Annotated in this window: 15 protein-coding genes; 1 reads left to right on the forward strand and 14 read right to left on the reverse strand. The window is 60.7% G+C overall.

Annotated elements, in window-relative coordinates; genetic code table 11:
- Positions 1–2 precede the first annotated feature (2 nt).
- Positions 3–773 (forward strand): electron transfer flavoprotein subunit beta, encoded by a 771-nt coding sequence (etfB, locus tag NDJ82_RS20280; protein WP_112192626.1) that lies wholly within the window; start codon positions 3–5, stop codon positions 771–773.
- 46 nt (positions 774–819) lie between these two features.
- Here the strand turns inward: etfB and NDJ82_RS20285 are convergent, their stop codons facing one another.
- The 14 genes from NDJ82_RS20285 to gbca all read right to left on the reverse strand — a co-directional run bounded on the left by NDJ82_RS20285 (position 820) and on the right by gbca (position 13,963).
- Positions 820–2,739: a secretin GspD/PilQ domain-containing protein gene (locus NDJ82_RS20285; protein ID WP_099585751.1), complete on the reverse strand. Its 1,920-nt coding sequence runs from the start codon at positions 2,737–2,739 to the stop codon at positions 820–822.
- A gap of 18 nt (positions 2,740–2,757) precedes the next feature.
- Complete coding sequence (locus tag NDJ82_RS20290) at positions 2,758–3,249, reverse strand: hypothetical protein (RefSeq protein ID WP_250926165.1); 492 nt, start codon at positions 3,247–3,249, stop codon at positions 2,758–2,760.
- A complete protein-coding gene (locus NDJ82_RS20295) occupies positions 3,246–3,782 on the reverse strand; it encodes a hypothetical protein (protein WP_250926166.1) in 537 nt (178 codons plus the stop codon). The genes NDJ82_RS20290 and NDJ82_RS20295 overlap by 4 nt, the downstream gene beginning before the upstream one ends.
- A 6-nt stretch (positions 3,783–3,788) precedes the next feature.
- The gene (locus tag NDJ82_RS20300) at positions 3,789–4,343 is read right to left on the reverse strand and encodes a hypothetical protein (protein WP_250926167.1); all 555 of its coding nucleotides are present in this window, start codon (positions 4,341–4,343) and stop codon (positions 3,789–3,791) included.
- Complete coding sequence (locus tag NDJ82_RS20305; protein WP_250926168.1) at positions 4,340–5,065, reverse strand: hypothetical protein; 726 nt, start codon at positions 5,063–5,065, stop codon at positions 4,340–4,342. The genes NDJ82_RS20300 and NDJ82_RS20305 overlap by 4 nt, the downstream gene beginning before the upstream one ends.
- On the reverse strand, positions 5,046–6,683 hold the full coding sequence (locus NDJ82_RS20310) for a GspE/PulE family protein (protein ID WP_250926169.1): 1,638 nt from the start codon (positions 6,681–6,683) through the stop codon (positions 5,046–5,048). Before NDJ82_RS20310 ends, NDJ82_RS20305 begins: the two co-directional genes overlap by 20 nt.
- Before the next feature lie 4 nt (positions 6,684–6,687).
- Complete coding sequence (locus NDJ82_RS20315) at positions 6,688–7,872, reverse strand: type II secretion system F family protein (RefSeq protein ID WP_112192619.1); 1,185 nt, start codon at positions 7,870–7,872, stop codon at positions 6,688–6,690.
- Complete coding sequence (locus NDJ82_RS20320; RefSeq protein WP_250926170.1) at positions 7,869–8,333, reverse strand: transglycosylase SLT domain-containing protein; 465 nt, start codon at positions 8,331–8,333, stop codon at positions 7,869–7,871. Before NDJ82_RS20320 ends, NDJ82_RS20315 begins: the two co-directional genes overlap by 4 nt.
- A gap of 6 nt (positions 8,334–8,339) precedes the next feature.
- On the reverse strand, positions 8,340–8,771 hold the full coding sequence (gene gspG / locus NDJ82_RS20325) for a type II secretion system major pseudopilin GspG (protein WP_112192618.1): 432 nt from the start codon (positions 8,769–8,771) through the stop codon (positions 8,340–8,342).
- A 269-nt stretch (positions 8,772–9,040) separates the two neighbouring features.
- A complete protein-coding gene (locus NDJ82_RS20330) occupies positions 9,041–10,573 on the reverse strand; it encodes a lytic polysaccharide monooxygenase (protein WP_250926171.1) in 1,533 nt (510 codons plus the stop codon).
- 74 nt (positions 10,574–10,647) lie between these two features.
- Complete coding sequence (locus NDJ82_RS20335) at positions 10,648–11,154, reverse strand: type II secretion system protein (RefSeq protein WP_177411501.1); 507 nt, start codon at positions 11,152–11,154, stop codon at positions 10,648–10,650.
- Positions 11,141–11,521 (reverse strand): type II secretion system protein, encoded by a 381-nt coding sequence (locus NDJ82_RS20340; RefSeq protein WP_099585741.1) that lies wholly within the window; start codon positions 11,519–11,521, stop codon positions 11,141–11,143. The genes NDJ82_RS20335 and NDJ82_RS20340 overlap by 14 nt, the downstream gene beginning before the upstream one ends.
- Positions 11,496–11,990 carry a type II secretion system protein gene (locus tag NDJ82_RS20345; RefSeq protein ID WP_112192615.1) on the reverse strand — a complete coding sequence of 165 codons (495 nt, stop codon included), beginning with the start codon at positions 11,988–11,990 and terminating at the stop codon, positions 11,496–11,498. Before NDJ82_RS20345 ends, NDJ82_RS20340 begins: the two co-directional genes overlap by 26 nt.
- A 677-nt stretch (positions 11,991–12,667) precedes the next feature.
- Positions 12,668–13,963 carry a glycine betaine monooxygenase oxygenase subunit gene (gbca, locus tag NDJ82_RS20350; protein ID WP_099585739.1) on the reverse strand — a complete coding sequence of 432 codons (1,296 nt, stop codon included), beginning with the start codon at positions 13,961–13,963 and terminating at the stop codon, positions 12,668–12,670.
- Positions 13,964–14,001 lie beyond the last annotated feature (38 nt).

Raw genomic sequence — 14,001 nt, forward strand, 5'->3', positions numbered from 1 at the left:
CTATGACCACGAATGTAATCAGCCTGGTATCCATCGGCGCCCACCCCACGTCAGGGCGCCCGCGCCGTGCCGAACAGGATGCGCGTGCCGTTGAACTCGGCCTGCAAATGGCTGGGGATAAATTGCAGGTGCTGCACGCCGGCAACATCGCCGAACCCACCTTGCGCAGCTACCTGGGCATGGGTTTGCCGCAACTGCATGTGCTCGAACAACCGGCTGGCGCCGACGCCTTGCCGGTGCTCAGTGACTACCTGCGCGAGGCCGGTGCCCAGGTGGTGCTCACCGGCAGCCAGGCCGAAACCGGTGAGGGCTCGGGGATGCTGCCGTTCCTGCTCGCCGAGCAACTGGGCTGGCCGCTGATTGTCGGGTTGGCTCAGGTGGAGTCCATCGAAGGCGGCGTGGCCCATGTGCTGCAAGCCTTGCCCCGTGGTCAGCGGCGGCGCCTGAAAGTGCGCCTGCCGTTTTTGGCGACGGTGGATAACGCCGCGCCGAAGCCTCGGCAAAGTGCCTACGGCCCGGCGCAGCGCGGCGAACTGGCGGCCCATGAGGTCGAAATTGAAGAAGACCTGTTATTCACCGACGCGGCGCTGCAACCGGCCAAGCCCCGGCCCAAGCGCCTCAAGGTGATCAAGGCCAAGAGCGGGGCAGACCGCATGAAGGCTGCGACGGCGAAGGCCAGTGGTGGCGGTGGGCAGGTGCTCAAAGGTGTGAGCGCCGAAGAAGGTGCCCAGGCGATTCTCAAGTTGCTCATAGAAGAAGGCGTGGTGCGCTAACCCACCAAGCTCCCTCCCACATTTTGATCTGCATAAGGTTCTGAGATTAAGGGGGCGCTGGGGCCGGCTTGGGCACCAACTCCGGCAACGGTGGCGGCAGCGGTTGCCAGGTGGCATCCGGCTGCTGCATCGGCGGTGGCAGCGTCGGTGTGGGATCGCCGCCAATCGGTTTGAGGATCATCTTCTCGGTGGTATCGCGCAGGATCATGCCTTGTGTAGAGCTGCGCGCCTCGGTGCCGCTGTGAAAGGTGCTGATCTGGGAAATCGGCAGGTCGAGGTTGCGTTCGATCCTCGGCGTCAGCAGCAGGATGATCTCGGTTTTCTGCTGGGTATTCTGGTTCGTGCCAAACAGCTTCTTGCCGATCCACGGGATCTGGCTCAACCACGGCAGCCCCGAGCCTTCGTCGACATCCGCCGTGCGGATCAGCCCCGAGACGATCTGGGTTTCATTGTTGCGCGCGGTCAGCAGGGTCTTGGTGGCGCGTGAGCCCAGCTCGAAGGTGGCCGGTACGTTTTCCGAGCCGGGAATGCGCTTGGTGATATGGCTCATTTCCACGTTCAACTCCAGGTTTACCTCATCGCTCAGGCTGATGTTGGGCTTGACCGTGATTTGCAAACCCACGTCCTGGTAAGACACCGACGAGGTGGTGATCTGGTTGGCCGTGGTGGTGGTGACCACGGGGATTTTGTCGCCAATGTTCACCTGGGCTTCTTCGCGGTTGCGCACCCGTACCCTGGGGTTGGCCAGGGTCACGGTGTTGCCGCTGCGCTGCAGCATATTGATGCGCGCCGAGGTGCTGCCGGAATCGAGCAGGATATTGTCGCCATTGATCCCACGCAACGCGCTGATCGGGATGCCCGCGAGCCCCGCAGGCACGTTGGCGAGGTTGCCCACGGACAGGCCGATGCTTTCCGGGTACTGGATGCCCAGGTTCAATTCGTCGGTCAGGCTGACCTCCAGCACCTGAATGTCGATGGTCACTTCCGACTGCGCGATATCAATGGCCTCCACGAGTTTTTCCACCGCGCTCAGGGTGTCGAGGCCATCGCGCACAATCACCGCGTTCAGGCGTTCGTCCACCAATACCTCCTTGGGCTTGAGCACTTGCTTGATCTCGGCGGCGATGACCTTGGGGTCGCCATGGCTAAGGTAGAAGGTGCGTACGGCCAACTCGCGATATTCCCGTTCTTTGTCCGGGCGTCGGGGGTAAACCAGAATGGTGTTGGCGTTGAGGACTTTCTTGTCCAGCCCTTGAGTGGTCAGCAGCAGGTTCAGCGCGTCTTCGGCGGTGGTTCGGCTCGCGGTCATGCTCGCTGAGGCACTGGGATTGACGTCCTTGTCGATGACGAAGTTGACCCCCGACAGGCGCGCAATGGTCTCGAAAATCGTGGTCAGGCTTTGGGCGCTGAACTCCAGGCTCAGGGGTTTGCGCATGGCCTCGGAGAGGTCGGCGCTGAGGTAGTCGGCACTCACCAGTTCACGGGTCAGGGCATTGCGAAAGTCCAGGGCCTCTCGGTAGTTGGGCTTTTGCGCGATGATCCGGCGCACCAGGTTGAGTGCTTCCACGGGGTTGGAGCGCTTCAGTTCGTAGGCTTGTGCCAGTTGCGGGCGCAGCTGTTTCATCGCCTGGATGCTCTGGATTTCCTGGCGCGCGCCGAGGTTACTGGGGTCGTACTTGAGGATGGTTTCCAGGGCGCGGATGGCGGCGGCATCGTCGCCGCGCATCAGCGCGGTGCTGGCCTCGCGGCTGTATTGCGCCACCAGCAACTCCAGCTTGCTGTAGTTGGCGGTGCGCAATTGCACGTCGTCGGGGGCTTGTTTGGCTTCGGCTTGCAGCACTTCGACGGAGCGGATGATGTCGCCCTTCTGGCGCAACTCGTCGCTCTCCTTGATCGCCCGTTGAGTCTGGCAGGCGCTGAGCAAGGCCACGGCCAGGCTCAAGGGAACCCACGTACGTATCGCCATGATCGTGTCCTGCTCCGGTCAGTGAGTGTCCAGCCGCAAAGTGCTGGCATGCTTGAGCGGCATGTAGGTCAGCACCACAGCGGTGTCGGTGAGTTTGTCCAGGCGGTAGTGCGCGTCGAGCATCTTGCCGGGCACGATGCGCCCGGGTACCGAACAACGGTTGCACAGCGTGTACTGGCGGCCGTTGCCCTGAAGCACGACGATTTTCGATTGGCTCTCATAGCGCCACTGCGCGCTGACGGTGAAGGGCAGCGGTGGCGGCTTGGGCGGTGAAGTGTCGACGGGGGCAACGGGCGGTGGGGGTGTCCAGCTTTGGGCGGGGAACAGGTCAACCGTTTCGACCATGGGCGTGTCCGCTTCGACAACAGGCGCTGGCAAGGCGGCTACCGGCGGGCGGATTACCGCTGTTGATGCGGTGTCGGGGCTGTTTGCGTTGTCCTGCCAGAACAGCCAGCCGCAGCCGATCAGGGTCAGCACTAACAGCACGCGCAAATACGGCGACAGTTTCATTGCGTCACCCCCAGCACGCTCACCTTGAGAGTGATATTCAGCATGCCGCTGGTGATGTCCTTGCGCTCCAGAGTCAGGTGCTCGATGCGCACGGCCGGCTCTTTGGCGACGTCGGTCAGGGCGTCGCGCAGCAGGGTGTACGGGCCGGTAAGCGGAATGTCCACGTCCAGGCGTTGCAGCCCGCTGTCGCCGGGGGCGGAGTAGGCGAGCGTGGTTTGTTTGATGATAAAGCCGCGTTGAGTGAGAACGCCCAGCAGCTTTTCCAGGCGCGGGGCAAAGTCGTCTGCGCTGGGCAGTCGCTCGACCACGACCGGCTCGGTGACCTGCACCTCCTGTGGCTGCTCGTCGATGCCGGCCTGTATTTCCTGGCGACGCATGCGGTCGGTAGCGCCTGCCGGGTAAATCACCGCCACTTCGATCACCAGTGTCGTGAACATCACACCCAACGCCAGCAAGCCCCAGAAGCCCAGGCGCCGTTGGCACTGCATCAGTTGCCAGCGCAGACGTGGCAGGTAGCGAGTGAGGGTGTCCATGGCTGGCTATCCTGATCCAACGCTGAGTTTGACCTGCACCGGGTGCTGCGGATCATCGGGTTTGAGCGCGCTTTGTTGCAGATGTACCTGTACCCCTGGCCGGGCCTTGAGCCGGTCCACGAAGCGAAACGCATCACCCAACTGCTTGGCTTCCAGATCCAGGTGAATCAGTTGGGCCTGGGTGTTGACCTCGACACGGGTCAGGGCGATTTCTTTCGACCAGGCCTGGGCCACGGCATCCATCAGGGCGAAGGGGCTGGCCTTCTGTTGGGCGAAGGCTGCCAGCTGTTTTTTCTGCTGGGGCGACAAGCGAATGGCCGCCTGGATCAACTGCTCCTGGCGGCGGGTGAGTTGGATAAAGTGTTGCTCCAGTTCATCGGTCTTTTGCTGTTGGTACTCCATGTGTTGCCACTGTCGCCAGAGGCCGAACATCATTACCGCAACCATCAGCCAAAGCGCAGTCACCAGTGGCCGAAGCGTCGCCGTGGCGTGTTGGAAATCAACGGCGGGTGCACGGCGGGCGTGCAGCCGTTGCCAGGCACTGACGAGCCTGGTTCTCATGCTGTCGATGCCTCCAGCCAGGGGTGCACGGGGCCCAGGCGATTGTCCGCAGGGTTATTGGTGACGACCAGCGGGGTCAGCGCGTGCCGCTCGACCAGCAGGTCGGCGGTGAACAGGTTGTCGCTCAATGTGCTGCCTGGTTGGGTGGCAATGACGCACAGCTGCTCGATTGTGCCCTGTTGTCGGTAGAGGCAACTGAGGCTGTCGGCTTCGGGCACGGCCAGTACGCAGTCGTCGGGCAATTGTCGCCAGTACTGCTGCGCCACGGCGGTCAGCAACGGCATACAGGTGACCAGGGGCAAGCGGTGCAGCTTGAACAGGTCGCGCAGGTCTTGCAGCAGCTCCCGTGAGGTCGCGACCGCGACACAAGCCTGGCCGAAGTGACCGTTGGCGGCTTGCACCTGCCAATGCTCAGGGTCGATGCCGACCTGTTGGCTGAAGGTGGCTTCGGCAAATGCCTGCCAATCGCCTGCGCTGTACAGGCCGGTTTGCCACGGCAATATCAGGTAGTGCACATGGGGAAAGCCCAGCAGCACGGTAGCCCGGTCCAGAAAGCCCACGTGGCCCCGAGGTGCCTGCTCCAGCAGTGCGGCGCAAGCGGCCAATGGCTCGCCGGTGTGCTGCGCGTGCCAGATACGTGCGCCGCGCCAGCGTGGGCGAGCCGCCCATTCGGCGCTGGCACTGTGCAGCGCCACCACGTGCTCAATAAAGGGAAATGACACGGTGAACCTCCTTGAGCGTGGTCTCGCCCTTGGCCGCATGGGCCAGGGCGATATCGCGGATAAATACGTGGCCGGCTTCACGGGCCAGTTCGCGCAAGGTGGCGGCCGAACTGCGGTTGAGCAGGCCCTCCTTGATGCTGTCGGTCAGGGTCAACACTTCGGCCAGCGCGAGCCGACCGCGATAGCCGGTGTGGCGACAGGCCTCGCAGCCTTTTCCTATGCGGTAGTGGCCTTGTTTGAGCTGGGTCTCGGGCAGTTGGGCGAGGTGGGCGATGTCTGGATCGGGGGTAGCGTCTACGCCGCAGTCCGGGCAGATGCGCCGAACCAGGCGTTGGGCAACCACGCCGTTGAGGGCTTCGACAAAACTGGCCGGGTCCACGTCCATGTAGGTAAAGCGCTCCAGCACGCTGAACGCGCTGTTGGCGTGCACCGACGACAGCACCAGATGCCCGGTCAACGCGGCTTGCACTGCAATGCCTGCCGTTTCCCCGTCGCGGATTTCCCCGACCAGAATCGTGTCCGGATCGTGGCGCAGGATCGAGCGCAGCCCACGGGCGAAGGTAAGACCTTTCTTGTCGTTGACCGGGATTTGCAGCACGCCGGGCAGTTCGTACTCCACCGGGTCTTCAATGGTGATGATCTTTTTCTCGCCGGTATTGGTCTCCGACAACGCGGCGTACAGCGTGGTGGATTTGCCACTGCCGGTGGGGCCGGTCACCAGCAGCATGCCGTAGGGTTCGCTGGCGAGTACGCGGATGCGCGCAATGGTGTCGGTGGCCAGGCCGAGGTTTTCCAGGCTCAGCGACTCGCCGCGCTGGGATTTGTCGAGAATCCGCAACACCGCATCTTCACCGTGGATGCTGGGCATGATCGACACGCGAAAATCCACCTCGCGGCCCTGGATTTTCATCTTGAAACGTCCGTCCTGGGGCACCCGTCGCTCGCCGATGTCCAGCTCCGACAACACCTTGATCCGCGACAGCGCCTGCTCGGCCATGTCCATGCCGCCGGCTTGGCCCATCTGCTGCAACACGCCGTCGATGCGGTACTTGATCACCAGACCCTGCGGTGTGGTTTCCACATGGATGTCGCTGGCGCGACTTTGCAGCGCATCGAACAGCATGGAGTTGACCAGGCGCACCACCGGGTTGTCGTCGCGAGCGATGCTGCTCAGGGATATTTCCTGGGCGGACTGGCCGACGAGGGCGCTTTCAGCGTCGTCGCCAAAGGGCTGCATCACCCGTTGGCTGGCTTCGGCCGTGGTCAACTGGGCCTTGACCGCGCCGGGCAGGCTCATGGCCAGGGGCAGTTGGCGCAAGGTCTTGGAGGACTGCAGCCAGTGTCGGCTGGCCAAGGTGAAAGGATCTCCCAGCACCAGGCACGGCTGGCCGTGGTTATCCACAGGCAATACGTTATGGATCAGTGCCTGGGGCAGCGCCAGTAGATCGAAACGCCAGTCTTCATTGAGGTGTTCCGGGGCGATGGCGAGCAGGCCGAGGGGCTGGGCGATCGTCGGTAATTGGTCGGGCGCCTTGTCCAGCACCTCCAACAGGTAGTTGGACAAGCTCATGCCCCGTTGCGTCGCAAGCGCTTGCCATTGCCGTGTCTGCTCGCTCATCGCGCTACCCCTGGATGGAACCTGCCAGTTCGAAAATCGGCATGTACAGCATGAATACGATCAAGCCGATCAACCCGCCCACGACCAGCATCAACAGCGGCTCGAAGACCTTGCTGAACAGCTCGATGGCCCGCTCCAGCGCCTCGTCGTGAAACTGCGCGATCCGTTCGCACATGGCCGCCAGCTCGCCGCTTTGCTCACCCACCCGCAACAGGCGTTCGGCGACAGCGGTGGTCAGTTGATGGCGGGCCAGGGCGGTGGAGAGTGGCTGGCCGGCCTGGATGTCGCTCAGGGCCTGGCGCAGGTCCGCCTGGCGTTCCACGGGCAGCAACGCACCGGACAGCTCCACCGCCGTAACCACCGGCATCCCGCCCATCAGCAACATGCCGGCCGTGCGATAAAACCGCGCGAGGATAAACAGCGTGCGCTGGGCGCCCAGGCTGGGGATCTTCCAGAACAGGCCCGCTGCGCGACGCTTGAGCCCGGCGCTGCGAAACATCAGGACCAGTGCCGCGATGGCCAGCGCCAGGCCGATCAGTAACTCCATGCCTCGCGCATCCACCAGCGCCCCCCACCACACCATGAAGCGTGCGGTGGCCGGCAGGTCGCTGACCGCATCGAATACCGAGGCGAAGCGCGGAATCACGAAGAACAGCAAAAACAGCAGGATCAACGCGCCCACGCTGAGCACCACCAAGGGGTACATCAGGGCGCCGCTGACGCGCTTTTTGACGGTTTCCAAATGCGCTTCGAAATGATGGTAACGGCGCAAGGCCACGGCCAATTGGCCGCTGTGCTCGGAGGACGCCACGGTGGCAATCAGCAGTGAAGGAAACGTCTGCGGCCTGAGCTGCATCGCCCTGGACAGCGAGTTGCCTTCGTACATGGAGGCCAGAAGATCGCTCATGACCTGGCGGTTGACGCCCGCTGGCGCCTTGTCGCGCAGGGTTTCCACCGCTTCCACCAGCACCAGGCCGGCGTCCAGCAGCACCACCAGTTCCTGGATAAACAGGCCGAGGGCAAACCTGGCGCGTCGACTCGGCAGAGTGAACGCGCGGCGCGCCTTCAGCGAAATGACCTGGGCGCCGTCGGCCTGTAATTGCTGGCGTGCCTGGGGCAAATCGAGGGCTTGCAGACGCAGCGTCTGCAAATGGCCGTCGCGAATGATGCGGGCGTCGATGTCGATCATGGGGTTTGCCTGGCCAGTTGCTGGCGTTGTTGCAGCAACTCGCCGTAGTAGCGCCACACGGCCAGGGCATAGCGCGAGCGCCGTGCTTCACGGTCCGGCTTGGCCCCGGCGTTATACGCGCCCACAGCCTGCCAGCCATAACCTTGCTCGCGGATAAACCCGGCAAGAATCCACGCACCCACCATGACACTGGTGCAGGGCTGGGTGATCAAGTGCTGTTCGGTGATGCCGAACCGCGCCAGTGCCGGCAAGTGACGGCTGTTGATCTGCATCAGGCCGATGTCCTGGCTGCCATCGCTGTTGACGTTGCGAGCCATCGGGTTGAGACCGGATTCGACCCTGGCGATGGCGTACAACAGGAGCGGATCGACGTGGTAACGACTGGCTGCCAACTGCCAGCAGTCGGCCTGGGCGATGCCCGACAGACAAAGCAGGGTCAGGGCCATCCGCAGCGTGCGCATGGCGGGTCACAGCCCGTACACGATGTCGGCGTAAGTGTTCACACCGCCGGCCTTGCCATCGCGACCCAGGGAAATGATCTCTGCATCGTTGGGCGGGGCGCCGGGGTTTTTGTACAGGTAGGGGTTGCCCCAAGGGTCTGGCGGCAGCGTTTTCAGGTACGGTCCCTGCCAATTGTTTGCGTTGGCAGGGCGCGTGCTCAGCGCATTCAGGCCGAGTGTTTCGTCGGGGTAGTTGCCGTTGTCCAGGCGGTACTGGTTCAGGGCGTCGGCAAGGGACTTCATCTGGCCCTGGGCTGTTTGCACTTTGGCCAGTTCCAGGCGATCGAACATCTTGGGTCCGACATAGCTGGCGAGCAGGGCGATGATCAGCAGGACGACCAGCAGCTCCAATAACGTGAAGCCGCGTTGGGGGCTGTGGATAAAAGAGTGTGTGCGCATGGAAATACCCTGTGGGAGTGCCAAGGTAGGGCGGTTGTGTATAACTCTCCCGGCCCGTCGTCACGCGGGCACCGCCGGTAGGACTGCGTTGTTTAATGTGGTTCCAGTTGAATTAGGGTTAAGGACTCTCTCAACTATAGCGTTGGCTGATATAGACGCCCTGGCCCCGCAATAACGTTTGGCTCTAATGGTTGAACCCGTAATGAATAATGTGCAGACAAACGCCGTACTCATCCGGCGTTTGTCTTTCACCGTAAACGCCTTAGGGTTCAGTCTTTTTTATCCCACGCATCGCTCCAATGGCTTCCTGCGCCAGGCTCGTAATGACTGGGTGACTGCGAGCACCAGCCGCTGGCAGGGAAGGGTTTACACGCGTAATTTGCGCCCTTGTTGGAAACGATCTCGCCTGCCTGATAGGGGGGTTGTTTGTTGGGTACATACGCCGGGTATTCCCCACCGTCACTGGGTGGCGTCACCGTAAAGTCCAACACCGCCTGGTTGATTTTGCCGTTTTGCTGGTCGCGAACAAGCAGGCGTGCCTTGAACGGAGTTGCCTGTGTGACGCTGATTGCCTTGCCGCTGATGGTCGAGCCGTTCTGTGCGCCTGTCATCCCTGGCACTGCCCACTCATAGAGTAAAGGTCCATTGCTACCAGTTGATCCTGCCCCACTGAACGTAAAGGCTTGTCCCGATTTCAATGTTGTCGGGCCCGTGATTCGTGCTACAGGCGGTGCCGGATTAACAGGGCCTGGGTCCTCACCTGGCATGATTGACATCGCCTGTGTGTAACCTTTGTTGGTGACATAGGTCGAGTTGATCAGTGGGTTGGCTTGATTGAACCTGATTGTCGTGCCCTCCAACTCGCCAATCCTGGCGATGGAAGGGTTGACTTTATCGGCGATTTCTTTCCCCCACTGACTGGGGGCTTCATTAGAAGCTGTAAGTTTATGGATGATGTTGACCAGTTCCGTTCTCGCCGCGTCGATACCAAAGATCCTGAAATGCACGGAGTCTCCGCGCTTGGCCGTTTGCATATCGGCAGTGATGAATGAACCAATGTTGTGTGGTTCTTCAGGCACGCCGCCTCCTTGGTAATTCACATCCGAGCACGAGATAAAAAATTCGCCATTGGGGTCATTCCGTACCCATATACCCACGATCAACCCACTTCCCGACACATCACTCGGGATTGTTCTAACTATTTCAAAGTAACCCGAAGCCCCGGCGATTCTTGGCGGGGTCTGCCAGTTTGTTTTAGCGACGGTAAACCGCTCTTCCGGGCCCAGCGGTACCAGATCACTCCATTTCAATATATCCGTAGCCGTATCGAAGCCGGGTCGGCTCGTAAATGCATAAAACTTGCTCGGGACATGGGGGGCAGTGCCGATAAGTCGCATCGTGAGTGATTGCCCAGGAATGACCTCCGTCTTTGTCCAATAGGGCGTTGGCTTATCCAGGCTGGCTTTCCTGAGATCATTGGCGGAGCAGATCTGACCATCTTTGATGATGGCCTTGATCTGATCCAAGGATGGGTTATTGATCTCTGGAATATGGGCAACCTCATTCCATTGCTGCGCGGGGAATACTTTCGCGGCCGAGCCGTTAAATATCTTTGCGGATTCTCGGCAGCCTTTGTCGACGATGGAGGAACCATCCTCAGATTGCCAGTAACCGCCGGTCGCCTGGCAGTTCACCGCGCGTGATGCCGGGAAGTCCAGCGCACCATGTGCCCAGCTCAAGGCGGGTGCCAGAAGCACGGTCGCCACCGTCCATTTGAAAAGTCTCTTCGTATACTTATTCATGCTCTAGTCCACCTTCAATTCAGATAAACAAGTTCCGAACTGCTGGAACGATCAGTGTGCCAATTGCGTGAGTGTCATCGGGTCAGTTGATCCTCCGTGGGAGCGATGCGGGTTGCAGGGTTGTTCTGCCCAGGGCCAAACAGAAACACCCACCCTTGATAACTGCCTTGTCCTGTAAAACTCTGATTGATGACTGCAAAGTTGCCTTGCTTGAAGGGTGTGCCGCTGGCCTTGCTGAAGACACCCATGAGGGTGTCGCCGGGGCCGGCGATGACACCCCACTCGGCGCTGCCGGTCAGCGGGTCGGCATAGGCACGGCGCAGGTAGCGCTTGATGGTCGGTTGACGGCGGTCGAGTACCAGGTCCTCGAGGGACTTGGGGAAGGTATTGCCGGCCGCGTAATACAGCCCGATCGCGCGGCGAATCTCATTGCCGCGCGCCAGCAATTCCAACTCGCGCTCGCGCTGCATCACGCTGGACCAAAGCGTGCCGGCTTCCATCAGCATCACGGCCACCACGGCCACCGTCACCAACATGCCCATGAATACCGAGCCATGCTGGTTGTGCTTACCAGTCGGCATAGGTGCTCCCGTCGTTGGCGGTGCCGGGGGCGCCGCTGCGTACGTCGCCCAGGCCTTGTTCATCGGAAGGCTGCAATCGCCAGGTTTCGCGCTTGCCGGTCAGGGGGTCCATGGGGATTTCGCGCAAATAACGCCGTTCCACCAGGGCTTGCAGGGACTCGGGATTGGCGCCGTGGTCTTCACGGTATTGGTCCAGCGCCTGGCGGATGGAGGACAAGTTATGGCGCAGTACGGTTTCCTGGGCCTTGGTGTGCTGGCGAAAATACTGGGGCGTCACCAGGGTCATGAGAGTGGCGATGATCGCCATGACCACCAGCAACTCGATCAGGGTGAAACCCCGATTACCACTGGCTGTATAACGTTCCATTCAAACTCTCCCGAGTGCTGCTGGACGAAACGTCGAATACATCTTCTCCCTCTTGTGGGTTATCAGCGGTGCTCTTGTAGCTGCGTAGTTGCCAGGTTTGCGCAGGCGACAGGTGTGGACATTCACAGAGAGGGTCGCGGGGAATACGGCGCAGAAAGAAGAGTTTTTTGCCCTTGAGATCGGTCTTGTCCGTGACCCCCTCGACCAATACCTGCAGTGAGGGTGGATAACCGCTGTCGCTGATGCTTTTTTCAATACGACCGTCGTCGCTGGCTTCTTTGTAGGAATCGATCGCGCGGCGTATTTCCCGCAACGAGCGTTGCAGGTCGAGTTCCCGGTCGCGTTTACCCATCAACGCCGTCAGCGGATAAGCCACTGTCGAAAGCGTGGCCAACAAGGCCAGCGTCAGTAGTAATTCAATCAGCGTAAAACCTTTGGCGCAGTGATGGCTGGAATGACCCTGCCACATCACTGGTCTATCTCCCTCTATCGCGCCAAGGACTTCTGCACTCACCCGGGCCAGTGGATATAACTGCAAAGTGAGTGTAGATGAACTTTTAATATGAGTGCTTTTTGTACAGTTGGCCGATAAGCGGTGGTTACCCACAATCGCTGTGCACGTGCCTGTGGATAAGGTGTTTGTGCTTGTCCACAGGTCACGGAAATCAAGGCCTGTGGCGGGCTGTACGAAAAATGACCAGGCTAAGTGGCGGTTTTTACAGGTGTTTTGATGTGGATAAGGTCTGCGCCCGATGTCGAGTTGCCCCCAAAGTCTGTTGGCGGTTCTGTGGATAAGGTGTTTGCGTACCGCTGTGAACCACGTATTCCGTAGCTTGTAGGCTATTGATCATAAATTGATCAATGTGCGCTGAAACCCGTCAACTTGAATAAGTCACGGATTTTCTTCAGTTAATTTTGAGCAAGCAACGCAGTTGCCCACAATTGCTGTGGGTGGCTTTGTGGATAAGTTGTTGGTCAAAGGCTGGGAGGCAGGGTGGGAGAGGTCTGGGGGAGGTTTGGTTGAATTTTGATCGATGGCGAGGCGCGTGGCGAAACGCGCGCTTGCCCGGTGTGAGTCAAGACGGTATCTACGGGGCGAACGGTGCGCTCGCCCGGTAGGGGTAAGACGACTATGAGTGACCTCAATCAGTCGTGTACGGCCACGCCTTTGAGATACGGCGCCGGGGCCGCGCCCAGGTTGCTCAGCAGGCGTTCGCTGTACCAGTCCACAAAGTTCACCACGCCGAACTCGTAAGTCTTGGAGTACGGGCCAGGCTGGTAAGCGGTGGAGTTGATGCCGCGCTGGTTCTCTTCGGCCAGGCGACGGTCCTGGTCGTTGGTGGCGTCCCACACCTGGCGCATGCGATCCACGTCGTAGTCCACGCCTTCGACGGCGTCCTTGTGCACGATCCACTTGGTGGTGACCATGGTTTCCTGGGCGCTGATCGGCCACACGGTGAACACGATGATGTGGTCGCCCATGCAGTGGTTCCACGAATGCGGCAGGTGCAGGATGCGCATCGAGCCCAGGTCCGGGTTCTTGATGCGGCCCATCAGCTTGGCGCAGCCCTGCTTGCCGTCCAGCGTCATCGACACGGTGCCTTTGAGCAGCGGCATCCGCACGATGCGGTTACGCAGGCCGAAGCTGGCGTGGGCGTAAGGGATCTTCTCGGCATCCCAGGCGGCGGCGGATGCGGCCACGTGGTCCTTGAACGCCTGATCGGCGCGCGGGTCGGTGACGTCGTCCCATTCCAGCAGGGTTTTCAACAGTTCCGGGTGCGACGCATTGCAGTGGTAGCACTCGCGGTTGTTTTCCAGCACCAGTTTCCAGTTGGCCTTCTCGAACAAAGTGGTCTGAATCGCCACCTTGGTGTTCTCCATGTCGTACGGTTCCATGTAATGGTTCAGCGTCGACAGGAAGTCATCAATGGCCGGCGGGTTCTCGGCCAGGCTGATGAAGATGTAGCCGCCAGCGGTCTTCACGTTCACTGGCTTGAGGCCGTACTGCTTCATGTCGAAGTCGGCGCCCATCTCGGTACCGGCGAACAGCAGGCGGCCGTCCAGTTCGTACGTCCATTGGTGGTAGTGACACACAAGTTTGGCGACCTTGCCCTTGTCGCTGGTGCACAGGCGCGAGCCACGGTGGCGGCAGACGTTGTGGAACGCATGCACCACGCCTTCGGCGCCACGGATCACGATGATCGGGTTCTTGCCGATTTGCAGGGTCAGGTAGTTGCCCTTGGCGGGAATCTCGCAGGTCATGCCGGCGATCAACCACTCTTTCTGGAAGATCTCCTGCATGTCGATATCAAACAGCCGCTCATCAGAGTAAAACGGCTGCGGCAGCGAAAACGTGCGCTCGCGCTCTTGCAGCATTTGCGCGGTGGCCTTGCGTGCGGGTTCCAGCGGATCGCCCAAGCTTAAAGTTGCGGTGACGTCCATCGTGTGTGTCCTCATGGCCATTCTGTGTGGCCGAGATA

Origin of the sequence: Pseudomonas sp. SR18, from assembly GCF_023701505.1 — a bacterium.
In the GTDB taxonomy this organism is placed as follows: domain Bacteria; phylum Pseudomonadota; class Gammaproteobacteria; order Pseudomonadales; family Pseudomonadaceae; genus Aquipseudomonas; species Aquipseudomonas cyclaminis.